The organism is Vibrio gallicus (genome assembly GCF_024346875.1).
Taxonomy (GTDB): domain Bacteria; phylum Pseudomonadota; class Gammaproteobacteria; order Enterobacterales; family Vibrionaceae; genus Vibrio; species Vibrio gallicus.
Map to the genome: position 1 here is coordinate 619,743 of NZ_AP024872.1, position 26,421 is coordinate 646,163.

General features: G+C 43.7%; 19 protein-coding genes, 3 pseudogenes and 2 CRISPR repeat arrays. Of the genes and pseudogenes, 10 read left to right on the top strand and 12 right to left on the bottom strand.

All coding sequences use genetic code 11. The features are described 5' to 3' along the window. Window positions 1-88 precede the first annotated feature (88 nt). From OCU28_RS14480 to cas6f, 7 genes are all read left to right on the top strand, one after another. The gene (locus tag OCU28_RS14480; RefSeq protein WP_261817604.1) at window positions 89-1,039 is read left to right on the top strand and encodes a LysR family transcriptional regulator; all 951 of its coding nucleotides are present in this window, start codon (window positions 89-91) and stop codon (window positions 1,037-1,039) included. 315 nt (window positions 1,040-1,354) lie between these two features. Beyond that, a CRISPR array of direct repeats spans window positions 1,355-3,242; the repeat unit is 28 nt; unit sequence CTTCACTGCCGCACAGGCAGCTTAGAAA. A gap of 365 nt (window positions 3,243-3,607) precedes the next feature. Continuing rightward, window positions 3,608-4,579 carry a type I-F CRISPR-associated endonuclease Cas1f gene (cas1f, locus tag OCU28_RS14485; RefSeq protein ID WP_261817605.1) on the top strand — a complete coding sequence of 324 codons (972 nt, stop codon included), beginning with the start codon at window positions 3,608-3,610 and terminating at the stop codon, window positions 4,577-4,579. Further along, on the top strand, window positions 4,576-7,887 hold the full coding sequence (gene cas3f / locus OCU28_RS14490) for a type I-F CRISPR-associated helicase Cas3f (protein WP_261817606.1): 3,312 nt from the start codon (window positions 4,576-4,578) through the stop codon (window positions 7,885-7,887). The genes cas1f and cas3f overlap by 4 nt, the downstream gene beginning before the upstream one ends. Before the next feature lie 226 nt (window positions 7,888-8,113). Next, entirely contained in the window at window positions 8,114-9,397 is a 1,284-nt protein-coding gene (gene csy1, locus OCU28_RS14495) for a type I-F CRISPR-associated protein Csy1 (protein ID WP_261817607.1), read from the top strand. Next, window positions 9,397-10,329 (top strand): type I-F CRISPR-associated protein Csy2, encoded by a 933-nt coding sequence (csy2, locus tag OCU28_RS14500; protein WP_261817608.1) that lies wholly within the window; start codon window positions 9,397-9,399, stop codon window positions 10,327-10,329. The genes csy1 and csy2 overlap by 1 nt, the downstream gene beginning before the upstream one ends. A gap of 17 nt (window positions 10,330-10,346) precedes the next feature. Beyond that, window positions 10,347-11,333, top strand: a complete 987-nt coding sequence (csy3, locus tag OCU28_RS14505) for a type I-F CRISPR-associated protein Csy3 (RefSeq protein ID WP_261817609.1) — start codon at window positions 10,347-10,349, stop codon at window positions 11,331-11,333. Further along, window positions 11,333-11,890 (top strand): type I-F CRISPR-associated endoribonuclease Cas6/Csy4, encoded by a 558-nt coding sequence (gene cas6f, locus OCU28_RS14510; protein WP_261817610.1) that lies wholly within the window; start codon window positions 11,333-11,335, stop codon window positions 11,888-11,890. Before csy3 ends, cas6f begins: the two co-directional genes overlap by 1 nt. A gap of 135 nt (window positions 11,891-12,025) precedes the next feature. Further along, window positions 12,026-12,713: a CRISPR direct-repeat array (repeat unit 28 nt; unit sequence CTTCACTGCCGCACAGGCAGCTTAGAAA). A 92-nt stretch (window positions 12,714-12,805) separates the two neighbouring features. Here the strand turns inward: cas6f and OCU28_RS14515 are convergent. Both OCU28_RS14515 and OCU28_RS14520 read right to left on the bottom strand, forming a co-directional pair. Continuing rightward, on the bottom strand, window positions 12,806-13,324 hold the full coding sequence (locus OCU28_RS14515) for a GNAT family N-acetyltransferase (RefSeq protein WP_261818279.1): 519 nt from the start codon (window positions 13,322-13,324) through the stop codon (window positions 12,806-12,808). A gap of 103 nt (window positions 13,325-13,427) precedes the next feature. Next, complete coding sequence (locus OCU28_RS14520; RefSeq protein WP_261817611.1) at window positions 13,428-14,432, bottom strand: S66 family peptidase; 1,005 nt, start codon at window positions 14,430-14,432, stop codon at window positions 13,428-13,430. 637 nt (window positions 14,433-15,069) lie between these two features. Between OCU28_RS14520 and OCU28_RS14525 the strand changes: the two genes are divergently transcribed. Then, a complete protein-coding gene (locus OCU28_RS14525; protein ID WP_261817612.1) occupies window positions 15,070-15,606 on the top strand; it encodes a DUF1440 domain-containing protein in 537 nt (178 codons plus the stop codon). A 113-nt stretch (window positions 15,607-15,719) separates the two neighbouring features. On the opposite strand, the pseudogene OCU28_RS14530 reads toward OCU28_RS14525, so the two are convergent. The 7 genes and pseudogenes from OCU28_RS14530 to OCU28_RS16170 all read right to left on the bottom strand — a co-directional run. Next, window positions 15,720-15,869: pseudogene (locus OCU28_RS14530) on the bottom strand (transposase domain-containing protein); the annotation flags it as partial. 132 nt (window positions 15,870-16,001) lie between these two features. Next, window positions 16,002-16,385, bottom strand: a pseudogene (locus tag OCU28_RS14535) (class II aldolase/adducin family protein); the annotation flags it as partial. 10 nt (window positions 16,386-16,395) lie between these two features. After that, window positions 16,396-16,767 (bottom strand): integrase core domain-containing protein, encoded by a 372-nt coding sequence (locus OCU28_RS14540; RefSeq protein ID WP_261817613.1) that lies wholly within the window; start codon window positions 16,765-16,767, stop codon window positions 16,396-16,398. Between the two features lie 15 nt (window positions 16,768-16,782). Then, window positions 16,783-18,312 carry an IS66 family transposase gene (gene tnpC / locus OCU28_RS14545; RefSeq protein ID WP_261817421.1) on the bottom strand — a complete coding sequence of 510 codons (1,530 nt, stop codon included), beginning with the start codon at window positions 18,310-18,312 and terminating at the stop codon, window positions 16,783-16,785. Between the two features lie 87 nt (window positions 18,313-18,399). Then, the gene (gene tnpB / locus OCU28_RS14550; protein ID WP_261816971.1) at window positions 18,400-18,744 is read right to left on the bottom strand and encodes an IS66 family insertion sequence element accessory protein TnpB; all 345 of its coding nucleotides are present in this window, start codon (window positions 18,742-18,744) and stop codon (window positions 18,400-18,402) included. After that, complete coding sequence (gene tnpA / locus OCU28_RS14555; protein WP_261816970.1) at window positions 18,741-19,040, bottom strand: IS66 family insertion sequence element accessory protein TnpA; 300 nt, start codon at window positions 19,038-19,040, stop codon at window positions 18,741-18,743. Before tnpA ends, tnpB begins: the two co-directional genes overlap by 4 nt. A 73-nt stretch (window positions 19,041-19,113) precedes the next feature. Beyond that, window positions 19,114-20,228 (bottom strand): annotated as a pseudogene (locus OCU28_RS16170) (transposase); the annotation flags it as partial. Window positions 20,229-20,337: 109 nt separating this feature from the next. Here OCU28_RS16170 and OCU28_RS14570 point away from each other — a divergent pair. Together OCU28_RS14570 and OCU28_RS14575 are read left to right on the top strand one after the other, a co-directional pair. Next, the gene (locus OCU28_RS14570) at window positions 20,338-21,036 is read left to right on the top strand and encodes a DUF4403 family protein (RefSeq protein ID WP_261817615.1); all 699 of its coding nucleotides are present in this window, start codon (window positions 20,338-20,340) and stop codon (window positions 21,034-21,036) included. 72 nt (window positions 21,037-21,108) lie between these two features. Continuing rightward, window positions 21,109-22,017 (top strand): hypothetical protein, encoded by a 909-nt coding sequence (locus OCU28_RS14575; RefSeq protein ID WP_261817616.1) that lies wholly within the window; start codon window positions 21,109-21,111, stop codon window positions 22,015-22,017. A 3-nt stretch (window positions 22,018-22,020) separates the two neighbouring features. On the opposite strand, the gene OCU28_RS14580 is transcribed toward OCU28_RS14575, so the two are convergent. The 3 genes from OCU28_RS14580 to OCU28_RS14590 form a co-directional block, all read right to left on the bottom strand. Continuing rightward, window positions 22,021-22,458, bottom strand: a complete 438-nt coding sequence (locus OCU28_RS14580; RefSeq protein ID WP_261817617.1) for a hypothetical protein — start codon at window positions 22,456-22,458, stop codon at window positions 22,021-22,023. A 276-nt stretch (window positions 22,459-22,734) separates the two neighbouring features. Next, window positions 22,735-23,175: a hypothetical protein gene (locus OCU28_RS14585; protein ID WP_261817618.1), complete on the bottom strand. Its 441-nt coding sequence runs from the start codon at window positions 23,173-23,175 to the stop codon at window positions 22,735-22,737. A 51-nt stretch (window positions 23,176-23,226) separates the two neighbouring features. Next, on the bottom strand, window positions 23,227-26,415 hold the full coding sequence (locus OCU28_RS14590; protein WP_261817619.1) for a type III restriction-modification system endonuclease: 3,189 nt from the start codon (window positions 26,413-26,415) through the stop codon (window positions 23,227-23,229). Between the last annotated feature and the right edge of the window lie 6 nt (window positions 26,416-26,421).

The window sequence follows — 26,421 nt, forward strand, 5'->3', positions numbered from 1 at the left end:
ATAATTTGGGCTCAAAGTACTGCTAATTGAGCTAGGATTCAATTAACATTTATGTCAGTTGGCATTACCTGAGATCATGTGAAGAACTATGACATCTTATCCCGATATCCCCTACTCCCATAACAGCTTGAAAACCTTTGAGGCTGTTGCCCGCCACCTGAGTTTTACTGAGGCGGCAGATGAGTTAAACGTCACCCAAAGTGCCGTCAGTCGTCAGGTAAAACAGCTCGAAGAAGGGCTGGGGGTTGAGTTAATTGTGCGAGGGCATCGAAGCATCGACTTAACGCTGCAAGGCTCAGAGCTGTTTGCTGTACTTCAGCGCAACTACCAGAGCGTACAAACCTTAATCCAGTCTTGGAAACCCAATCAGCAGCGGATCGTAATTAAGGCCGTGCTCAGTTATGCTACTCGCTCCTTGCTCCCAAAGATACAACAGCTGCAAGAGCGCTACCCCGAACATGAAATCGTGGTGATCCCCACTATTGATGAAGACGAAGCGCTTAAATCCACAGACTATGACTTACTGATCCTTAACACTCGAGTTCCACACCAATACCAGAAGCGCTCCGATGTGGTGTTTTTAAGAGATGAGTACATGGCGCCAGTATGCTCTCAAGAGCTGTATTCAAAAGAAGGAAACCTGCAATCTCTACTCACGATGCCACGATTGCACCCAACCCTTGATCATCATGACTGGAAAACCTGGTTGGCCAGTGTCGGACATAAAGACAGCGCAAAGATACGCAACACCACCTTCTTTACTCTAGATTTGGCACTGAGCGCCTGTCTATCTGGTCAAGGAGTCACAGTAAGTGACCTGCTGTTGATCTTACCCGAACTGGAACACGGCTATTTAGTTTGCCCTAGCAATGCACAAATCCAGCCTAGTGCATGGCAATATTTCTGCCATTGCCGAGGCAGTTCCGACATTGTTAAGGAGATCCATCAATGGATTCAAAGAGAAACAGCAAAGGAATTGGAGACATTAGAGAAGCTAAGCAGAGAATTTGGCTGGAGCAGTGTTAACGCGCGAACATAGGTAGCGAATTCCCAATGCGCACAGCAAAAATTGAAATTACCAGTTGTACAACATAAAAGCCTACCCATTGCGCAAACTATACGAGTCTTTGTTGCGTTAGATCAGTTGGTTTCAGAGCCGATAATCGGTAACATTAACAGTTATGGTTAAAGTCACTATACGTCAATTCCTTAGTTCTAGTCCGTAAACCCTTTTTTCAAAGCCATTGTAACTCTTTGATTTTTAGTCATTATAAACAGGATAAGAAAAAAGGGTTTTTCTATAAAAATACCCATAAGTTCTTTAACAACAAGCAATTAGACGATATTATCTCCACTTCACTGCCGCACAGGCAGCTTAGAAAAAAGGAAGAACTGTGTCACGCAAATTACAAGACTTCACTGCCGCACAGGCAGCTTAGAAATGTTTTGGGTGCAAGCATCTTGAAGTAAAGGACTTCACTGCCGCACAGGCAGCTTAGAAACATAAATGCCGCATGTTGGCATCATCAATCAGCTTCACTGCCGCACAGGCAGCTTAGAAAAATGCGGCGAACATAATCACGAATAGCAGAATCTTCACTGCCGCACAGGCAGCTTAGAAATCCTAGAAAATTGAAGTTAATCAACTTAGCAACTTCACTGCCGCACAGGCAGCTTAGAAAACTATAGCAGGATCACAAACAGTAAAATCATACTTCACTGCCGCACAGGCAGCTTAGAAAAATAGAAGAGCCATCCATAGCGGAAGTGTTACCTTCACTGCCGCACAGGCAGCTTAGAAACAAACGACGAGTAAAAGCATCATTATGATAACCTTCACTGCCGCACAGGCAGCTTAGAAAACTAAACCACTGAGTAGAACGACCAAGAAGAGCTTCACTGCCGCACAGGCAGCTTAGAAACGCATTTGGGTCAAAAGAACCTACATCAAAAGCTTCACTGCCGCACAGGCAGCTTAGAAATAAGTGATGCTAGTCTGAAGGCTTCTTGTAAGCTTCACTGCCGCACAGGCAGCTTAGAAATCGAGGCGCGCATTACTTAATGCGCTCGTATCCTTCACTGCCGCACAGGCAGCTTAGAAATCGCCGCTTCCGTACAAAAAGCAGCGACCAAACTTCACTGCCGCACAGGCAGCTTAGAAAATAATAAGCTGTGGCTTTTTCACTGATACTGGCTTCACTGCCGCACAGGCAGCTTAGAAAGTGAAAGCTGATGATCTCGTTGCGTGGGATGGCTTCACTGCCGCACAGGCAGCTTAGAAAAATGGAAAGCGACCCAATAGAGCGACAGATAACTTCACTGCCGCACAGGCAGCTTAGAAAGCTCCGGTGGAAATGGCCGCAGGGCAAGCGGTCTTCACTGCCGCACAGGCAGCTTAGAAAAACCACGGTCGAGCGCACGACAATTACAGTGACTTCACTGCCGCACAGGCAGCTTAGAAAGCCGACTTTGAATGCGGGATGTAGGCCGGTGCCTTCACTGCCGCACAGGCAGCTTAGAAATAATTCACCTAGGTCAATGTATAACTTAACGCCTTCACTGCCGCACAGGCAGCTTAGAAACAATGATAGACATTATCGCTGGTAATATCGCACTTCACTGCCGCACAGGCAGCTTAGAAAGTTGATGCGGGTACTGCGGGTACGTTTGCTGACTTCACTGCCGCACAGGCAGCTTAGAAAACCAGCTTCGATTGTCTCCACAGCAATGGCCACTTCACTGCCGCACAGGCAGCTTAGAAAACAATCACTTCGTCCTGTGCCGGCGCTGTCGCCTTCACTGCCGCACAGGCAGCTTAGAAATAAACCGGTCACGTCGGCATGTGGGATCGTGTCTTCACTGCCGCACAGGCAGCTTAGAAAGCAGGTCCAATTGATCAGCGGCGCGAAAGTACCTTCACTGCCGCACAGGCAGCTTAGAAAAATGATTGATCAACAAGTCAATGCGGTGTCAGCTTCACTGCCGCACAGGCAGCTTAGAAAAATAAAATATCAGCATCCTCATTAGGATCTTTCTTCACTGCCGCACAGGCAGCTTAGAAAACGCGAACATCACTTCCCATCCGTGCCTGCTCCTTCACTGCCGCACAGGCAGCTTAGAAAGATAACGTTCACGAGCGGAAATTCGTATACCCCTTCACTGCCGCACAGGCAGCTTAGAAATCAAGAAATTTCGGGTGTCGATGTCTCGGAGCCTTCACTGCCGCACAGGCAGCTTAAAAACCTAAATACTGTCGTTCATTACTCATAAACCATCTTCACGGTCATTATTGTTGGTCATTTCTCATGTCTAGCGATCTGCTACAGAAATACACTTTTAATTTCCATTTCCAAAATTTGACCATGCATCACACCTTAACTCCCCCCTATTTTCTTCCTGAAAATCTAGTTATGATTTTTATTCAGTCATATAACGCGCCGCTAATTATTCACTTTTTCTAACCCATTAAGCAGATTTGAGATTGAAAAACAGGGCAGACTTAATAAAAACCACACAATAATTAAGGTATTATGGATGAATTGTGATACTCAGTTGTATATTTAGCATCTGACTATTAGTGACATAAAACATCCAGAGAAACACGAGCATGAAAGACTTTTCACCCAGTGATATGAAAACCATTTTGCACTCAAAACGTGCGAATTTGTATTATCTGCAACACTGCCGCGTGCTGGTGAATGGGGGGCGTGTCGAATATGTGACAGACCAAGGCAAAGAGAGCCTGTATTGGAATATCCCGATTGCTAACACAACCAGCATTTTATTGGGCACGGGCACGTCGGTAACGCAATCCGCGATGCGCGAGTTTGCGAAAGCAGGTGTCTTGGTTGGCTTTTGTGGCGGCGGTGGTACACCGCTCTTTTCTGGCAACGATGTTGAGGTTGATATCGCTTGGTTGACACCGCAATCGGAGTACCGTGCAACGGAATATCTACAAAAGTGGGTAAGTTTTTGGTTTGATGATGATAAACGTTTGGCCGCTGCAAAACAGTTTCAGCTAGTTCGGCTCGCCATGATAAAGAAGCATTGGCTATCTACTAGCGTACAAAAAGAGTTCCCTGTAACTGAAGCTCAGTTAACCCCTGTCTTATCCCGCTTTGAATGTTTATTGTCTGATTGCAAAACCGCACAAGACGTCTTGTTGCTTGAAGCAACAACCACCAAAACCCTCTATAAACTCGCTTGCCAAGCGGTCGGCTATGGTGACTTTACTCGTTCAGAGCGTGGCAACAGTCTCGACACAGCAAATCAATTTCTCGATCACGGGAATTACTTAGCTTATGGATTAGGCGCAACGGCATGTTGGGTAATTGGCTTACCACACGGTTTAGCTATTTTACACGGGAAAACACGCCGAGGAGGCTTGGTGTTCGATGTCGCTGACATAGTGAAAGACGCACTGGTACTGCCACAAGCTTTTATCGCGGCAATGGCTGGGGATGATGAGCAGGAGTTTCGCCAACGCTGTCTCAACCAACTGCGCTCTGGTAATGCGTTAGATGTGATGATCGATACCTTGCAGTCTACGGCCGAAGACTGCGCGGATATGACACAATGAATATTTTGCTTATCTCCGAATGCAGTAAACAAGCGTTAGTAGAAACTCGTCGAGTACTGGACCAATTTGGTGAGCGAAAGGGGCAACGTACATGGCAGACCCCAATCACTTACGAAGGCATGAAAACCTTACGCATGCTATTGAAAAAGCGTGCACGGAAAAATACCGCTGTGGCATGCTATCGAATCTACGGCAAAAACCACACCGAACTAATGTGGGTAGTGGGTAAACGCAGCAAGTTCAACCTAGAAGGCACAGTGCCTACAAATCGAACTCAACGCAATATCCTTCGGGCAGGTGACGAAAGTAACATGCACAGCAATCAGGCTATTGCGCTAATGGCAGGTATTGCAGGGTTATTTCATGATTTTGGTAAAGCCAATGCCTTATTTCAGGAAAAGCTACGTGGTAAAGGTGAAGGGTTTGAACCATACCGCCACGAATGGATCTCCATGCAGCTTTTTATCACCTTCGTTGCAGAGCGCGATGATAAAACCTGGCTTCAAGCTTTATGCGATCTAAAAGCGGGTTGTGATCAGACCGTCTTGTCGAGCTATACGCTAACTAAGAGTGTGAAATTTGCTGACATTGCCACTCACAGCCCACTTGCGGCGGCTATTGCATGGCTGATTGTGTCCCATCACCGTTTACCTCAACAGCAAGCGCCCAACGCACCCAAAGGAGATTTGAATAAGGCAGATACTTGGATAGACCAAGGTATCGGCGTGGAATGGAATGCCATTAACCATAAAAGTGGCAAATTTTCCGAAACAACAACCCAACAATGCAGTGAGTTCCCCTTTGGATTACCCATGCAAAGTCGCACTTGGCGAGCAAAAGCAACCGCTTTAGCAACACGCGCCTTACAACTCCCGAATTTAGCTGAATACGCTCGCCTTGAGTGTGCTTATCCAATGCATGTAGCCCGTATGGTACTCATGCTTTCCGATCACGCTTACTCATCCGATAACGCCCATGAGCATTGGCAAGACCGAGAATATAATGCCTACGCCAACACAGATAGAAAGACACGCCACCTCAAACAGAAACTGGATGAACACTGCGTTGGTGTCGCACACAATGCCTACCTGCTTGCCAAAGTACTGCCAAGCCTGCGCAGTGCATTGCCCACGTTAATTCGCCATCCGATACTCAAAAAACGAGTGATTGACCCTAAATTTCGTTGGCAAAATCGTGCGTATGAGGTGTTAGCCGGAGAGAAAAACCGTGCACAGGAACAAGGGTTATTTGCGGTACTCGCAAGCTCTACAGGTACAGGCAAAACCATTGCTGGTGCGAAGATGGCGTATGCGTTAGGCGATCAACATCAGGGTTGCCGCTTTAGTGTCGCGCTAGGTTTGCGCACTTTAACTTTGCAAACAGGTGATGCCCTACAAGAGGCACTACACTTGGACGACGATGACATTGCTGTGACCATTGGCTCACAAGCGGTTAAAGATCTATATGAGCAAAACAAGCAAGGCGCTGACGAGAACAAAACGTCTGAACATACTTTTACAGGCAGTGAGTCGCAACAGATGTTTGACGAGGACTATGTCAAATACGACGGTGAGTTGGATAACACCTATTTAAATCGTTGGCTTCAAGACAAAAGTCGCGCAAACCTGCACAAATTAATCAGTGCCCCCATTTCCGTAAGTACTATTGATCACCTTATCCCCGCGACTGAAGGTGTACGAGGCGGACGTCAAATTGGCCCTATGCTACGTCTAATGACCAGCGATTTGATCCTTGATGAACCGGATGATTTTGATGTGACCGACCTGCCTGCATTGTGCCGCTTAGTGTATTGGGCTGGTTTGTTGGGATCGCGGGTAATCCTCTCTTCGGCTACATTGCCACCGGCATTGGTTAGTGAGTTGTTCGACGCCTACCAACATGGGCGTAAGCAATTCAATGCCGCCAACGCCCATCCTACAACGGACGCGGTGGTGACTGCATGGATTGATGAATTTTCTGCGATGAGCCATTTAGTTACCGATAAAAAGGACTTTGAGGCTAAGCACAACAACTTCATTGATGCTCGTGTTGACCAACTTGCTAAAGCAAGTGAACCTCTGCATCGAGGCGCGTTGGTTCAACTAAAAGAAGAAGACATTAACCCCGTCGATGCCTTTGCGACCGCAATATTGCAGCATGCTCAAGCTTTATCCCATCAACATTGCACAGTAGAAGGGACAAAAACCTTCTCGGCGGGACTAGTGCGTATGGCCAATATCGAACCCATGCTTGCGGTTGCCAATCAATTGTTTACGCGCTCACCTGATCCCGATACCCGTATTCACTATTGTGTTTACCACAGCCAACAGCCTTTAGTGGTACGCTCAAGCATAGAAAACGCATTAGATAGCTTACTCAAACGCGATCCCAGCACCTCGATCATGGCGCACCCAACGGTGCAAGAAATGCTAGCAGACTACCCTGAAAAACATCATATATTCGTGGTGTTAGCAACGCCTGTTGCGGAAGTCGGGCGCGATCATGACTATGACTGGGCCATCGCAGAACCAAGTTCTACTCGCTCGATCATTCAATTATCAGGACGGGTGCAGCGACATCGTCGCCTAGCCCCTTCTTTACCCAATATCCTAATTTTTAATAAAAATTTCAAAACTTGCCAAGGCGTGACACCCGCTTTTTGTCAGCCGGGATTCGAATCCACTGAAGAGTACTGCGCAAAGCTTAGCGAGCCAAGTAATAAGAGGTCATGGCTGCTCTTACGAAGCCATGACCTCGCCGAACCATCATTGCTTGCACAGGATGCATTTGGTGTGATCAGCGCAGCGCCACGCGTTAAGCAGCCACAGCGACTAGTTAACCCAAGCACGAAAACAGCAGCAGGGTTTATTGAATTAGAACACCTAGCGTTAAATCTCAACTTGCGTGATAAAGGCCGCGTGTGGTGGACGTCCTCTTACTCACATCTTTTTGGTGAAATTCAACGGCAAACTAAATTCCGTCAAAGTGCCCCAAGTGTTGAGTATGTGCTGGATGTAGACGTTCAAGGCACCGAGGTGAAGTTGTTGGTATGGGACGATCTCGGCAAACAACTGTTAGATCAAGACAAGATCGAACTTGCCCCACCACTCTCGCTCGCCGAAGGAATCAATGCTTTCGGTCACGGAAATCTCACTGAACAAGTACAAAACTTGGCAGAACAACGAGATATCGAATTTGAAGTGGCGCAACGTCGTTACAGCACAATTCAATTGCGCGACCTAGGTAACGGCAAAAAATGGCGTTATTCACCACTGTTGGGAGTATTTGAAGGAAAGATTGCAGGCTAGATCTACCCAGCCTGCAACTACCTGTTCGGTAGTAAACTTAAACGTGTTTCAAGTATATTTCTTAGCTACTTGTTCAGTAGTTGGCTGAATTTTAGAACAGAAGAAGGGAGTAAACAAGCGTACTACTTCTCTACTCTTGATTACTATAAACGTTTATCATGTATAGGTTGAACTGGAATTTGCTTTTCTGTATATTGTTTACGACTTAACCAGTATAGGAGGTGGCATGCCATCATTATTAACCGAGCGAATTGTTGCCTATATTGCCGAGCGCAAGGCAATAAAGCAGGAAGCGCTCGATAAAGAGATCAGTAAGGCGAGCGACGACAATACGTTACTTGCCCAGCTGTCTGAGAAACAAATCAAACTAAATTCTGATTTTGACATTAGTGCATGGCTTGACGGTGCGGCAAAGCGGGCAGGACAAATCAGCATGGCGACTCACGCTGTGAAGTTCACTCACAGTGCGGCAAAAGGGAGCAATGTACTAGCGGAACAAATGGGCAGGGATGATCGCTACTTAGATACTTTTTGCTTGAGTCAACCTGCTGTTGATGCGGTAGGAAATGCAGCAGCGTTAGATGTGGCTCGCCTATTGCAATTGGTAGATAGTGACAACAAAACGTTATTGGAGTACCTAAAACAAGGTGATACAACACCACTTCGTACACTGACCATTAATGAACAACAACTCACTAGTTGGCAGGAAGGCTTATCTGCTGCCTTGCAAGATAGCGCGCCAAGCAGCCATGCACTCAGCAAGCAAGTTTATTTCCCTGTTGAAAGTGACCCTTCGGGCTATCACTTGTTAGCACCGATGTACTCATCTTCTTTGTCTCAAGCTGTCTACCAGAAAATTCAACATAGTCGTTTTAGTCAAGAGATGAAGGCGATACGTACTGCGCGTAGAGAAAAACAAGCGTCTGGTGAGGTATTGGTAGCCTACCCGAATGTCGCAGTGACGATAGCAGGTGGATCCAAACCGCAGAATATCTCGCAGCTTAACTCTGGCCGAGGCGGTTTAACCTACTTACTCGATGCCCGAGCACCCCAATGGAAAACGCAGCGACCAAAACTAAGCAACACCTCAGTGATTTTCGAGCAGTATGCGTTTAGAAGTGCAGTACGCCCAATGATCTATCGGCTTGCACTGTTCATTAAAAACAATTTAGACGAAAAAAGCACATTGGCTCACCGTGAAAAACTAACCCAAAAGGTCGATGAGATTGCAGAAGCAATGTTCAATGTTGCAGCACCTTGGCAGGCTCAAACTACTGGCTGGAGTGACGCCCACCCACAGCTTTCAGTTTATGCAGCTCGATGGCTTGATCCGAACCACACTAAATGGCAGCAAGACAACCTCGACTGGCGTGAGCCATTGAGTGCCGAATTTGGTTTATGGCTAAAAGACAGCATTGTCAATGCGGCTAAACGTGAGTTTGTGCTGAGTGCAGGTGAGAGTGATGAATGGCGACAGCAATTTAAACAACTGCTTTGGGAGGTACGTTGATGGCTTATTTAGTACTCAAGCACATAGAGGTTGCCAATGCCAATGCCATTTCCGGCATGACATGGGGATTTCCTGCGGTTAGTCACTTTCTTGGTTTTACCCATGCACTATCGCGAAAAGCGCAACAGCGCGATTATCCACTCACTTTGCACGGTTGTGGCATCGTTTGCCATCAACATCAAGTGCATTGCTACCGCGATACCCCCTACGACCCGTATGGCTTCGCGTTAACACGCAATCCATTAACCAAAGAGGGCAAAACCGCACCGATTGTGGAAGAAGGTCGTATGCACCTTAGCGTGTCGTTGATCATTGAGTGCGAAGGGTTGAACACCGCATGCGAAGAAACCCAACAGGCACAACTCGACGACATTAAGCAACTCGCACTACAACACAAACTGGCGGGTGGCATGATAACGGATATTTCAGATTGCTACCTGTTCGATGAAGCCAATCATAAACGGGCATTACGCAAACTGTTACCGGGTTTTGTGCTGGCTGATGCAAGCCATTGCTTATCAGAGTTAAATGCGGGTGACCCAAATAACGCCCTGCAACATTGGCTTGATTTTTCTGCGCTAAAACACGCCTGCGAAGTAAGCCGAGATGATGAAGGTGAAGAAACAATTGATTGGCAACGTGTCACCAACCCCTTTGGTGGCTATCTTGTTCCTGTACAAATCGGCTATAAAAAAATCGCCCCCACCCTAGCACCTGGCGAAGTCGCAAACGTCAGGGATACACAATCCCCTGTCAGTTTTGTGGAGTCGGTTTACAGCGTAGCAGAATGGATTGGCAGTCCAAGCCGCATTGATAGCCTTACTGACATTATTTGGAAATACGACTACAACGACCCGTTTTATGTTTGTCATACCGCAACGGTGGTAGAAGCAGAGCTTGTGTCTGATGACGACATCGAATTCGATTTTTAAGATTAAGAGATACTATTATGACTAAATTAACTACACCTTCTGTATTAGCCTTTGAATCTAAGTTAGCTTGCTCAGATGCATTGATGTTCGCAGGCAATTGGAGTCAGCGTGATAACACTGATACATGGCAAGCCGTTCATGTGATTGAAAAATCAGTACGTGGTACCATCTCAAACCGTGTAAAAGGCGCTAAGGCGAGCAAAATTGATGCTGAAGTAGAAAAAGCAAATCTTCAAACCGTAGACAATGCTGCATTACCGTTTGATGCCGACACACTCAAACTGCAATTCACTCTACGTGTGCTTGGTGATCTCTCCACTCCATCTACCTGTAACAATCCAGAATATCAAACCGCGCTAGCGACGGTTATCCAGCAATACGTTGAAGAGAATGGTTTTAAAGAGGTGGCTCATCGGTATGCCACTAACTTAGCTAACGGTCGTTTCTTGTGGCGTAACCGTGTTGGGGCAGAGTCTGTAGAAGTTCGTATTTCTTATGCGAAAAAGCAATGGATATTTGATGCTCATACGCTCAGCTTTAAAAACTTCGGAGACAACAATCAAGATTTATCGGAAATTGCTTCGCTTATCGAGCAAGGGCTGAACGGTGAAAAGGCGACACTATTGAAAGTCGAAGCGTTTAGTCAACTAGGTGACGGACAAACTGTTTTCCCTTCCCAAGAGCTGGTAATGAATACGGGCAGTGGCAATAAAAGTAAATATCTTTATCAGCTAAATGGTCAAGCGGCGATGCACTCACAAAAAATCGGGAATGCACTGCGCACCATTGATACATGGTACCCACAAGCCGATGAGTTTGGCCCAATTGCTATCGAACCCTATGGCAGTGTGACCAACCGTGGTGTTGCCTACCGGAAACCAAAAGAGAAAACGGATTTTTATAACTTATTGGACAATTGGCTATTGAAAGAAAAAGCGCCGGCATCTGAGCAGCAACACTATGTGATGGCGATGCTGATCCGTGGTGGCGTTTTCGGAGAATAATGATGGACTATTACCTCGATATTCAGGTGCAACCCGACCCCGAAGTGTCGGGAGCGGTGTTAATGAATAACCTATTTGCAAAGTTTCACCGTACTATGCCGCAAACCGTCCCCGGTGAAGTGGCTATAAGCTTCCCGAAATACCAACAATCGTTAGGTGATATAATTCGCTTTCATGGCAGTGAAACTAGCCTAAACAAACTAATGGCTCAGCCTTGGTTGAAAGGGCTACGTGATTACACTGAGGTAACAGATATCCGCGCTGTACCTACAGATGTGAAGGGTTATCGGACTATGTATAGGGTTCAGAAAAAATCAGCGAACAACCGAAGGAAGCGCTCGATAGCAAAAGGTTGGTTATCTGCTGAGGAAGCGTTACAGCGAATCCCTGATACCTCGCAACAAATCTTGAAATTGCCATTTTTGCAATTTAAGAGCCTATCTACTGGACAAACTATGCGCATCTTTGTCGCATTAGGCGAGTTGGCTTCGGAGCCAACCATCGGCGACGTTAACAGCTATGGTCTAAGCCGCACCGCGACAGTACCTTGGTTCTAGTCCATGAACCCTTTTTTCAAGGCTGTTGTAACTCTTTGATTTTTAATCATTATGAACAGAGCCAGAAAAAAGGGTTTTTCTATAAAAATACCCATAAGTTCTTTAACAACAAGCTATTAGACGATATTATCTCCACTTCACTGCCGCACAGGCAGCTTAGAAAAACGCGTATGGGAAGTTTTGTACCCACACAAACTTCACTGCCGCACAGGCAGCTTAGAAAAAGCATATTCTGGGCGAGAATCGTCAGGGAGCCTTCACTGCCGCACAGGCAGCTTAGAAAATCACTGTAATTTCGTGCGATAGCGTGACATCCTTCACTGCCGCACAGGCAGCTTAGAAAAGTTGCCACCACGAAGCGGCAGACGCTCGCCACTTCACTGCCGCACAGGCAGCTTAGAAAATAGAAGCTAAATGCCAAGAGCTTATTAAATACTTCACTGCCGCACAGGCAGCTTAGAAAAGAGAAAATATCTTCACCAGAAATCTTGACAGCTTCACTGCCGCACAGGCAGCTTAGAAAAATGGAAGTGGCGACAGGCTCAACAAATTCACCTTCACTGCCGCACAGGCAGCTTAGAAAAGCATTACTACAACAGGGACAAAGATCTAATCCTTCACTGCCGCACAGGCAGCTTAGAAATAGTCTTACCTTTGCAGTAGCTAAATCAAAAGCTTCACTGCCGCACAGGCAGCTTAGAAATTTAAAGCCAGCTGGCTGACGATAATTACGAACTTCACTGCCGCACAGGCAGCTTAGAAAAGCATTACTACAACAGGGACAAAGATCTAATCCTTCACTGCCGCACAGGCAGCTTAGAAATAGTCTTACCTTTGCAGTAGCTAAATCAAAAGCTTCACTGCCGCACAGGGAAACCGCCAAACGTTATGAGTCCTTTTAAGCCGGTTATACTGTTACGTACAGTTGATCCAATATCGAGCCAAAGCGTTTGGGAAAACATTACCTATTACGATTTTTTCAAACTCACCGCCGTTAGCTTCGATGACACCCCTCGATGCAAAATTATCTTCATTGGCGGTCAGTAGCGCTCGTTCGATACCAAGAGTTGCAGCCTTGGAAAGCGCCAATTTTAGCATTAATTTACCGTTACCCTTTCCACGATATGAGGGCGCAATATCGTAGCCAATATGCCCAGCCTCTAGAGAGAGGAAGTCATTGTCGATATTATGCCGAACCCGAATGACCCCAAGAATTGCTCTTGAACTATCTATCAACCAAAAATGACTACATGGCACATAACCCTCACGTAGATTTATACCCGCGGCTTCGTCACTCAAACGCTGAACATATTTCGAAAAATCAGTTTTACCTTCAAGGTAGTACTCTGCATTTTCGACATCGTTTTGGGCAAAGTCCGCATAAAAATATTTAAAAGCGGATTTAAACTCTTGTGATGGTACAACTAATTCCATGTAATTATCCTCTGATAAGGTATAACGCCCTGCGAAAATACATGGCATAAAATTCACTTTCAAAATGAGAATATCGGGCATTTAAGCCCTTTTGATCAACTTATTATTTTTCTGTAACCCACTGACTTTCTATACTAAACGTATGATTATCAAAGTCTATCTCACCCAAAATACCTAATGGAGTCACTAGCATTGGATGAGTATGGCAACTATCAAAACCATACATTATTGGTACAGTTTTGCCATTGAGAACTTCTAAAAGAACGTCCAGCGGACTACGACCTGTTCCCTTATCATCAAACAACTCGTGTTTACCCAAAACAATAGCACTAACTTTATCAAAGACACCACAAGCAAACAGATGAGCAAAAGACCGCTCTACGGTTTCAATTCCCTTTAAAGAATCTTCAATAAGTAAAATATCACCATCTTGTATCTCGGGCATATACGGACTGCCCCAAATACCCGCCATGGTATTTAGGTTACCACCAATAATACGACCACGGATCCTGCCTTTACCCCAAAATTTCCATTCATTCTGATACGTAGGTTTCGCACGGTCTTGAGTTTCCCAATCATGCTTAATGTCAGTCCACTCTCGAGGCATTGTATAGGAATAAAGAGCAGACTCTGAAGATAGAATTTCGAAGAAAGAGTTAAATGTTTCATCAACTAATGGAGAGAACTCACCAAACGAAGCAACTAATGCTGGGCCATAAAAAGTCACTAAACCCGTTTGAGCATAGATACCCATTAGTAACGCTGTCACGTCGGAATAGCCGACGATTATTTTCGGGTCTTTTCTTAACGCTTCATAGTCTATATAAGGCAGTAAAGCATTACTGTTGCTACCACCGATTGTAGACATAATACAGCGGACATCTGGGTCTCGAATAAGTTGATTAAGCTCTTCTGCTCGCTCTTGAATTGAGCCTGCACGGTAAGCATCCGATTTTCCTGTCAAAGAGCCTGCAACAAGCTCAAAGCCTTTAGCTTCAAGATATGATTTAGCACGATTAAAACGTTTTTGAGCAAATACTGTTGCTGGTGATGACGGTGAGAAAAAGCCAATTTTGTCGCCAACATTCAACGCTTTTGGGTATAACACTTAATTCAATCCTCCATAATTTGATAAAACAAAAATAACGCCACGTTTAGGTATGATACACGCTTGCCACTCGGTAGGGCGAAGAGAATCCAGCAAGCTTTTGAGTCTCTCGACACGCTCGGGTTAGAGCCATCAGTATGCATTTGACCGCTTCACGATATTTTTGGTATTCCTTAGTTTTCATGTCCAAATTGTTGTTGGTAAAAAGCATTATTATCAGCAGTTTCTAAAGCAGCACTAATCTAGCTTAGTTGCGACGTATCTTGTTGCACTTGGTAGATTGATCGTTCGGATTCTTCGCACAATAAGCGGCTATATCAATCTTATCGGAGTTGTTGTTGGGCTCTGCTTCAGACGTAGTCATTCCAAATGTAAGAGTTAGTGAAAGAATTAGTAGTTCTACCTATTTTTTCTAAATCATAGTTTGTGAAATTATAAATCGTTTTCCTCTATGAATGGATACCACTTAAAAGTAGTATCATTATTTCATTATTTCATTATTTCATTATTTCATTATTTCATTATTTCATTATTTCATTATTTCATTATTTCATTATTTCATTATTTCATTATTTCATTATTTCATTATTTCATTATTTCATTATTTCATTATTTCATTATTTCATTTAAAGAGTTCATGATTAATATGTATTTTCTACACAAATCAACAGTAGAGTCTAGAAATATTAAATTAGCAATTTTATCAGGTTTATTTCTTGGTTTTCTTTCTACGTTTACAAAATGGGGCTATGGTCATCCGTTCCCACCTTTTGAAGTAGGTATGATTGCTCCACCAGTACAGATTGCTGTTAATTGGTTAGGCTTCGATAAGGTATTATATACATGGTTAGGGCACCCTCAAGTATCTGGTATGATAGTTCATGGCGCGTTAGCTATTGCTTTTGGTGTTTTCTACGTAGTTGCTGCTGAATATTTTCCCCGTATAACTTATGCAAAAGGTATAGGTTATGGTATGTTTATCTTCTTATTTTTTCACGGTTTTCAAGTTCCATTGTTTGGTTTTACACCATGGCTATGGGATATGAGCTGGAAAGCATCATTTAGTGAAATATTCAGCCACATACTTACTTATTACACTTTACATGAAATGATGTGTGCGATTCGTTATCGAGTAATGGGAGCCCCATTAGCTTCTCTTGCAACTTACCGATAATACATCGAAAATCTCTCTTACCGAAGGCATGACCCCAAGTTTAATATTTTCACTCAATGACCATATCGAGAAAATACTTATCGACGGTAAGCGTCTAATTAAGCAGTGAGGCCTTATTCGGCCTCATCGATTTCCATGTTCCAAGGCATAAGATCGGTCAGATCGTCTTGAGGAGATTGAGTCAGCAGCACTTTGAACAAGTGCGCGAAGTAATAATACGCGTTGATATTATTTGCCTGACACGTCATCACTAAGCTATATATCAGGTCAACAGAAATGTTGGCCTGTTTTGGTTATGTCGCAAAGTTTGATTGAGAGGATCGTGATATAGGCAAGCCTAAATCACGACTAATCTCTTTCATTCTGCTGGTAATTTAGGTAAATAAACCCGTTGTTTACTTACCTTTCTTAGACAAAATATCGACGTTTATTTCAGACAGGTAAGAGACGTCCTTTCCCTCTAGCAACAGCGCTAAGCGAGCTGTTTCTTCCAACTCTTCAGCGTTGTCGACGGCATCGACTAGGTCTGTGCCTGTAACTACAGGGCCATGATTCGCTAATAAGTAAGCCCTGTGCTGACTAGCTAGCGCCGCTAATTCAACGCCAATCTGGGGATCGCCTGGGTTGTAATAATCCACCACTGGCAACTTACCAACTCTCATCACATAGTAAGGTGTGAACGCTTTAATAGCATTGGACTTATCTAAACCCTTCAAACACGACAACGCCGTTAGGTAGGTAGAGTGCAAGCGGTGTTTTTCAAGGCAGTTGTCATCATTTGCTTACTTATTAAGCTGCTTCTCTTTCTGGATTTAAGTGAACGTCACCAACAGGTTCACAGTTTCTGATATCACCTGGCCAGCGTTCAGGATTTAGCTCTTTTGCAGCGACTAATACCTCCGCTCGGCGCTTCAAGATCTCTTTATCTTTTCCATTGTGACGCTCTGAAGGCGTGACGTAATTCAGCTTACTGTGCTTGTGCTCGGTGTTGTACCAGCGTACAAAGGCTTCAATCCAACTTCGACTACTGTCGATTGTTTCAAAGCCCTTTGTTGGCCAGCTTGGCATGTACTTTACCGTGCGGAACAATGACTCAACATACGGGTTATCATCACTGACTCTTGGGCGACTATACGATGAAGTAATACCGTAAGCGCGCAATTAAGCAGTAAGGCCTTATTCAGCCTCATCGATTTCCAGCGCCCACGGCATAAGATCGGTCAGATCATCTTGTGGCGATCGCATCGGCAGCACTTTGAATAAGTGCACGAAGTAGTAATATGGATTGATGTTATTTGCACGACAAGTCATCACCAAGCTATACAAGTTAGCGCTCGCAGTCGCACCTTCAACTGATGTTGAGAACATCCAATTTTTTCGACCCGTTGTAAACGGACGGATATCTCGCTCTGTCACATTGTTATCAATGCTTATGTCACCATCTTCTAGATAAGTGAGCAACTTCGGCCATTGGTTAATCGTATAATTTATGGCGAGGCCGATTTGACTTTTCGGCAGTACTTTTCCTTGGCTTTCCAGCAACCACTTATGGAACGTGCCTAAGATGGGTTTCGATTTTCGTTGTCGTAGATGTTGCCGCTCGACAGTGCTCAAGCCTTTAGCTTCCTGTTCAATACCATAAAGCTTTGCGATAAAGCTGATGGCTTTCTCTATACGGCCCGATTTCTTCTTCGGTTGCGCTTTTTGTGCATCGGTAAATTTGCGTCTTACGTGTGCTAAGCACCCCGCTTGGCTAACATTATCGAGGCCGTTATAAGCTTGATAACCATCGGTGAGTAGGTAACCCGAGTAGCCACCAAGGAAGTCTTTAACACATTGCCCTGCACGACTTGGTTGATAGTCGTAAATGACCACAGGTTGTTTGGCGAACTCACCGCTACGATAAACCCACATATAAGATTTGCTTTGTGCTGAGCGCTCTTGCTCTCGCAACACTTGAACGGTCGTTTCATCCGCGCAGATGAGTTTTTCATTCAGTAAATGAGCTTTCATTGCTTCAACGATAACGGTCACTTTACTGCCCAGTTGAACACACCAGTTTGCAAGCGTGCCTCGGCTTAACTCGATATCTGAGCGCTTTAAGATTTCAACCTGGCGATAAAGCGGCAAGGCGTCAACATATTTGGCCGTAACTACCGCAGCGAATGCTTCAGGGCTGCCGATGCTTTTCGGGATCATGTTGGCAGGTCGAGGGGCGGTGACGATTTTGCTGCTGGTTTGTGTCTTTTCACACTGACGGCAGGCGTATTTCGTGCGCTCATGCCGCACGACGCTGACCTTCTGAGGGATGATTTTTAGCTCTTCCGAGACTTCAGTACCGCATGGATGTAGCGGTTCATTGCAGCATTCACAGTAAGGGGCATTGAGTGTGTGCTGATGAACTTCACGATCAAGCTCTACTGGTAATGGTTTTCGGCCTTTCTTGTGATGCTTTGGACTGGCTTTAGGTAAGGCATTTTGCTGCTCAGCTTCGTTAAACGTCCCTTTCGGGGCTTTTTCACTTTTAGCGGAGAAGCGCTTGGACTTACTTAAGTTAAGTTCCTCAAGAAGCAGCCGCATTTTATTCTCTAACTCAACCACTTCTTCTGATTGGGTATCAACTGTTTTTTTCAGTTCATAGTTCTCTTCCTGAAGCTTGAGTAGCATCGCTTTGAGTTGTTCTACATCATCAGGAAGTTCGGTCATTTTTTGGGGCTCGTCATCTGTCATTTCCCCTTAGTTTGACAGTGAAAAAGGATCGCTCAAGTCCAATGAGGTGATCAGTATCATCGCTCACACTTCTCGGCCATAAAGGGGCTGATGAGCCTTTGGGTTTTCAAGATTCAACCCAGATAATAGCCAGTTAAGCTGTTGAGTAGATATGTGGATATGGCCCGCGGCTGTAGGCTTTGGCCACTTAAAGCGGCCTTTTTCGAGTCGGCGATAGTAGAGCCAAAAGCCGTTAGTGTCCCAAAAGAGAATTTTGATTTTATCTCGGCCACGATTACAAAAGATGAACCACGCACTGCTCAATGGATCCATTTCTAGCACATCAGCGACAATGAGAGAGAGGCCGTCAATCGACTTTCTCATATCGGTAACCCCCGAGACGAGATAAACCGCGCCACTTGGGATCATTGCAGCGCCTTCAGCCAAGTTTGAATTTGAGAAAATGAAAGTGATGTCGGCAGCTCGGCGCGCACGCCATTAGGCAAATGTACAACGACCATTTCGCCACAAAAAGACGGTTGGCTATTAATGACCATTTGGTGCGCGACCTGTTCATTGTCAGTGTTCTTGAGCTTTTTTAGCCAATAGTGAAAAGTGGCGTAATTAATATCGTGCTTTTTACAAAAGTCTGGAATAGAAAGTCCACCTTCTTGCTGCTTGGAGATGATGGCCGTCCAATGTTGGTGCTTTTCTGATTGAGTCATAGTTCCTCCATTTGTTTGGGAAACTATGACAAAGGCTTGCTGATATTAGAATGTGGGGTTAATTGCGCGCTTACGTAATACCTAACTCTTCCATTTTTGCTTTGAACGTCAACGACTTCATCGGCGCACCATTATCTGAGTGAAGAACCAGAGCTTGATTGAAGCACTGCTCTCGCATCAACGTTCGTTGCAGAAGTTGTGACGCCAGCTCACCGCATTCATGCTCATACACCTCATAACCCACGATTTTTCGACTGTAGATGTCCTCGATGACATACAGGTAATAGTGTTGGCCTCGAACTTTTGAAGGTAAGTAAGTGATATCCCATGTATAGACTTGGTTCGAATCTGTCGCTGTGTAACTTGTTGGCTTCGCTTGCTTCTGTCTACTCCTTTGACGACCTCGTTTGTGGAGTTGCCCCTGTGCACTCAGTACCCGATAGTAACTCGACTCAGAGCGGTTACACACCTCAATAATCGCATCACGCTCTTGCTGAGATAGCTTATTAGCAGGCTCAGGTCTGTTGCATTTCGGCCTTTTGTCAGCTTGAACTTCACTTTGCTGATACCAACGACGATATGTTCTCAAGTCAATTTGAACTTCATTGCAAGCAGGCTCTAAACGGCACCCGCCTTGCTTTGCCTTAAGGATAAGCTCCACTATGGTCTGCCTTTCATCGGTTGAGGTTAGTCGTCCTCTGGCTCTTCCCCGTAAAAGGCTCTCAGCTTTTTTCTTAGTACCAAGAGGGCGGCTGTTTCAGCGAGCGCTTTTTCTTTGAGTCGTAAATCTTTCTTCAACTCTTTGATTTCAAGTTTGTCAGCTTTAGCCTGCTTCTTTGCTTCAGCTTCCTGCTCTTTACTCGACTTAAACCCTTGCATACATTCGCTGCGCCAACTTTGGATTTGTTCAGGGAAAAGACCTTTTTCACGACAATATTGGCTGAGTTCACTTTCGGTCATCGAGTAAGTCTCGGCAACAATGGCGAGTTTAGTTTGAGCAGACCACTGCTCTGATGAAGTGTTGCTATTTGGCACGGCGGCTCCTGAACGTCTGAGTTGCTGGCGCCAATGATACAGGGTCGCAGTGCTAATTCCTTCCTCTTCCGACACTTCTTTCACTGACATCGAATAGGGAGGCAACAGCTTCTTCAATATAGCTTCTTTTCTTTCTACTGAGATACGAGACACAATTACTCTTTATCGCCCAAACTGGTTAAATTTTAACAGTGACAACTACCCTGCCAGATAGGGCTTAACTGTTTCTACTTTCATAGACCTAGCTTACATTGAAAGACTATTGAATGCCGAAGTCCCCAATAGCTTTTCAAAAGCTATTGATAAAAAAGCTAAGATCAAAAAAATGGGACTCAAGACTAGCGTAAAGTACGCTCTCGAGATCAACGCAAATCTGACCGACCGAATTCAGATACAAACGGTTAATGATGCTCTGTGTATTGTGCTTCCACTGGATATAAAAGTACGAGTAACTTGTTCGAAACTTGGGAATGTTCGAACCACTCTTAGTTCAAGTTTATTGGTAAGCATTACTGCATCCCTTTCCGTCAGTGAAGAATGGGAACCCAATATTCAGACGGAGATTAAATACCAGTGGGCAAGTAAACCAGAGATCAAACTCTTTAATACAATCAAAGTCAGACTCACAAGTATCATTGAACCTGAAATTGGAAAAGCGCTGAAGTCTGTTCAACCTCGCGTTGAGAAACTCTTAGAAAAACTAGACCTAAAAAGTAAGCTAGAAAAAGTCTGGCTAGAAACGCATAAACCTAAACTGATAGTAGACAAACCGTCGACTTGGCTTGTAACACAACCTACAGCCTTCAAATTCTCCGGAATCAAATACAATAGTGAGTCACTAGAGTTAATAACTCAGATGGATTGTAGTCTGGCCATTTTCATAACCGAAGATACACCAAAAACTCAAGTACCAATTGCTATTCCTAAGCTGAAACCTCTTACGTATAGCTTCTTAGAATAATGATTATTCCAATTGAAATGTTTAATAAATGTACACTCCTTTGTCCGCAGCCTTTCCCTTTGAGCACAAATTATGTCTTGGTTAAATAACACATTAAGTTTCACATCAAATGTCTTCACCTTCGGTGGTTCTAGTAAAGTCAAAACAGCCAAACAAGAATATGATTTAGTATTTGAACAGTATGACCCATTGTTTAAGAAAGCTGATGCCATAAAGAAGCAAACTGAAAGTGTATTAAACCAAGTTGGCGTTAGGATTAAGTCAATCAACATCATCTTAAGTCAAGTTCAAACAACGCTTGATAGAGAGTGCAAGATTGAAAACGGTTTTAGTACATCGACTCTTTCGAGCAGTATCAAAAGTATCCAGACCTTCAATACATCTTTTAATGCAGCTTCTACTGCTGGTTTTGGCGGTGTAGTTGGTGGCTCTACAGCTGTAGGAGCTTGGGCATTGGTTTCAACCGTTGGAAGTGCCTCTACAGGCGCTAGTATTGCTGGTTTGTCCGGTGTGGCTGCTTCAAATGCAACTTTAGCTTGGTTTGGTGGCGGTTCTTTAGCTGCAGGAGGTGCGGGTATGACAGGTGGAATGGCTGTGCTGGGCGGCATTGTAGCAGTTCCTATGCTGTATTTTGCTTCGAGAGGCGCTTACAAGAAAGCGCAAAAGATCTCTGAAGAAGCAGAGAAGCTCGACGCGGAAATAGCCAAGCTAAAAGCCATGTTACCAATAGCAAAATCAGAATTAGACAAAGCAAAGGAATGCGCGGCTTACATTGATGAAATATCGTCTAGGTATGAGATGGTGGCAGTACAGATTCTTAATGACATTACTCAAATGGCATCATATAAATTCAAATGGTACAAAGTTCAAACTTGGTTTTCTGATAAATATGATCCCGAAGCTAAAGCTAAGCTCACAGAAGTACTAGCTTTGGAAACTGAGCAATATCTCTCTCTACTAAACCAAAACAAGCTCGTTTAGGTCTCATTTAATCAATCCGGGTATAGCTTCGTAGCTGCTACTAGCAAAGCTGGTAGCAGCACTATTAGTAACGTGATACAGCATAGGCTTGAACACCCCCCACTCAATCAAGTTATTAAGCGCAGCCAATAAAAACGCCAATACCTCTCCAGTAACGCCGCCAACTTGTTTAGGAAAGAACACTTCTGCATTTTTATCAGGGTAGATCCCCATCCGCACTACCCACTCTCCTTTGTCGTTGATATAGGTCGCATAGACATCATACATACCGGTATCTATCGTGGTGAACGCTGTAAGTGGTGTTCTGTGCAGGTATCTCTTGGCAGGGCCTTTGTTCTGCACCTTCTCAACAAAACTTGGCTGGTTTAGTAGCTCTTCTCTGATGTCATTGTTGATGCTTTGAGTCAAATAATCCGTTGTAATGATCGAGTTAACTACCATCTTGAAAGGTAACCATGTCAGGTAGATTGAGACACTAATTGCCAGAACTGCTGATATGAATAAAGATTTTTTCGTAACGTTCAAAAAGTGACCACCGATCATTAACCTAGGGATATTTCTAAGAAAGTTGGGTGAAATTCGAGCCATTGCACTTCAAGTTTATGCCTAAAGCTTTGAAGCGAAGTTATCTCAAGTTACTAGCACATTATCAAAGCGTGATAGGCAGCCCTAAAATTGTAGTTTTGGCATTAAGATTCATAGCAATTTTCATCGGCTTCAAAAAGCATCAATGATTTTTTGACTACTGAAAACAGCTTCAGCTTGTTCTTGTTTCTTGAGTATGGACTCGAAATATTCAACCAGCTCTTCTTTTATAACTTCATCTGCGTCTTCCATTTCCTCGATAAAATAGCTGCTAAATGTAGACTCAATCAACTCTTCAGCTCTTTTTGTTCGTTGTTTAATATTCGAGAACCATTCATTTATGTGTCCTTCAACAGCTACTTTCTCATCCTCATCAGACATAGCTTTTTCCCAGTCATTAGAGTCCCAATTAAATAGCTCAAGCCCATCAACTAATTCACGATAATATGAATATTTATGCTCATCTCCGATAACCGATTCAACAAAGCGAACCCGCTTAATCTCCAAATCGGTATCTTTATAAGTCGATGGATTTTCCGCGTAGTATTTCTCTAACCAATCTGAATATTTCATGATTACCTCAGTATCGAGGAAAGCAGCTCATAGCCGCCTTCCTCTTTGCGTTTATTTATCCAATTGGTTTGAAAAAGTATCAAACGAGTCGGCTTTAACCAATCTTGCTGGATTATCTAAACTTGTCCCAGCACCATCTTTCGATAGTGCCTTAAAGTGCTCAATACCACAGTTGATTTTGGCTTGCTCTGCTGCTCTCAAATCATCAGAGAAGATGCTCGACTTAGTTTCCACCACAAAGTAAAGCTGATCACCAGTACCGTCATCTTTATCAATAAGAACTGCCCAGTCAGGGTTATAGCTACCTAATGGCGTATCTATTTTGAACCAGGCTGGAAGTTTAGAGTAGAGCTTCACTTCCGCGGCGCTCTCTAGTCTCTCTGCAAATTCAAATTCAGTGTTTGAGTCACAGATGATGTAGTCGTAAACAGACTTTTCAGCAGCCACCATGTTCTTCAGATAGCCTGTAAGCTCTTCTTCTTGAAATAGCTCTTGAGCGTAATATTCATCATCACCTATACGTTGATACGAAATTCCATCAACGATAGCTAAGCGCATTTGTTTGAGGATTACATCGGCACATTGCTGAATAAACAACTGAGGGTTTTTCTTGAATGCTTCAAGTTTATCCCCTAGACCAAGTAATATTTGAACAATCGTAGCTCTGGTTAGATTGGTCTGAGACTCTAGATAAGTCACGATATCAGGGAGTTTAAAGTTAACCTCAAACAACCCTCTTTTATCTTGGATTTTATTACCGTCAGCATCTCTATCCGAAGTTTGTAATCCAGACTCTAATACTTCGACTCGACGTTTTTTGGATTCATACTTAATATCAGCAACCACAACTGAGGCTCGAATCTCACTAATACATGTATCTACAAGCTTATCTACGCTGAAATTGACTCTATAAGTAGTTTTGTACTTAATGCGATCCCAAAGAGCCTTAAAATCGCTCCCAAGGACTACCTGTTTACCGTTATCTTCACGAAGCGCTGCGGTTTTCTTCTCTTCGTGCCTCTTGATGCTCAATCCTTTAGACACTTTTTCTAGCGTCGCCAAGATTGAACCAGCATACTCCTTAACGCTTTCAGGTAAGCTCACTTTGTTTTCGGCTAAATCAATCTTCAAAGAATCTTGTATCTTCCCTTTCTTGTCGATGTAACCTTCATCGGTAAGATGTTGATAGATTTCTTCAGATTTTTTAGCACCAAGAAACTCTTTTGTATCATGCTCACCAGAGATGACGATATTGGCAAATTGATGCTTTTCAACAGCACCAAATTTTATCCCTTCTTCTTGTTCTATCTCTTTTTGAAGCTCTTCAACGAACTGCTCATAGGATTCATTAGCCATAACAGTAAGCGTATTGACTTCAAACCCATATGGAACGCGCTCTCCCGACTGATCGACTGCCAGACGTAATCCACGACCAATCTCCTGACGTTTTTTCATCACGGAGTTAGTTTCATTTAAGGTACAAATTTGGAAGACGTTTGGGTTATCCCAACCTTCTTTCAATGCAGAGTGAGAGAAGATAAATCGAAGCTTTTCATCCATAGATAAAAGCTTTTCTTTGTCTTTCATTATCAAGTTATAGGCTGATTCATCAGCGGCTGTTTTACCGCCTTCACCTTTTGCTGAAAGTTTTGATTCAGCAAAAAGAGGGTTGCCCGATGCATCTTTTTTCTTATCTTGTGCAAAGTAGCCATTGTGAACTGAGCTTGCTAGTTCCTTTAGGGCAAGTTCATTTAACGTATGTTTACCAGCATCATTCTTGTCCCAAATTGACGGGTATAAAACACGATACTTTGGCTTTCTAAGCTGTTTGATAAACTCTTCTTCAAACCAAATAGAAAACTTGCCTTGCGTAGGTATTCCGTCAGTGGTGTACCCTCTGTAATTGGCTACTTTATCAATAAAGAACAAACTAAGAACTTTGATGCCTTTCTGGCTGATCACTTTTGAGTGATCCATAACATCAACGCCAGTGGTGATTTTTCTATAAAATTTCAGCTCTTTTTCGAGATGTTCTTCAACAGTTTTAGACACTTGTAATCGCTTATAAGTATCTTGGTCAACTTCACCAATAGCTTGTTTAAGCTCAATGATGTCATCTCGGCTGGTAAAATCGATATACTCATTACCTACTTCACAATAAATGTCATTGATCACGTAGCCTTCATACACCGAACGCCCACCAGACGCTTCAAACAAATCAAGACCGCTTCTAACGGTAATGGTTTTGCGAGACTGTATTTTACCAGCTTTAGTTTGCGCATCGATTTCGACCTTGGCCGTTATCGGTGATTTTTTATTATCGACACTTAATAACTTTATATAGGCTTGATTATGGTTGGCTTGCACTTCCAATGAAGCAACTTCAATCTGTTTAACCAGCTTACGCTCATACGCATCTATTGAATCGAGCTTATAGAGCATATTGAAGCTTTCGGTCAGTGTTGCAGAATAGCGGAACGTACATAGAGGATTTAAGCTCGCTATTGCTTTCTTACGATTCGTAGTAGACGCAACTGATTGAGGTTCATCAATTAAAACCACAGGATGGGTAGCTTGAATGAAATCAATTGGCTTCATACCATTCAAGCGGTCATCTGTACGGTGTATTAAGTTTGCTTTTGTTTCTTTAGACGGGTCAGTAAAAGACTTACTAAAAGCGTCAATGTTGATAACCATAATCTGGATATAATCATTTGTAGCAAAGTTTCTTACTTGCTCTCGCTTTGAAGAATCATAGACAAAGTAGTCATACTGAACGTTTTTATACTCTTTCCTGAAATGCTCTTCAGTGATTTGCAGAGATTTATATACACCTTCTTTGATCGCAACAGAAGGTACAACGATAATGAACTTAGTAAGGCCATAGCGTTGGTTCAGCTCAAAAGCACTGCGCAAATATACATATGTTTTACCCGTACCTGTTTCCATCTCAACAGTAAAATCGAGACTAGGTAGAGCTTGCTTTGTTGTTTCAGTTTGCGGTAAACCATTAACCAGTTGGACATTTCGCGTATTTTCATACAACTCTTCAGGCAAAAGAGTCAGAGCATTGGCGACACCAATACCATCATTTTTCTCAAACATGTCCGCTTGAACAGCATTCGACACAGAGAAATTAGATTGAAAGGTTTCTTGCCCCTCAAAAACGCCAACAACAGCATTAATCGCGTCTTTTTGATGGTCGAGATTTGGGTTAAATTTTATCTTCATTTCAGACATAACTTC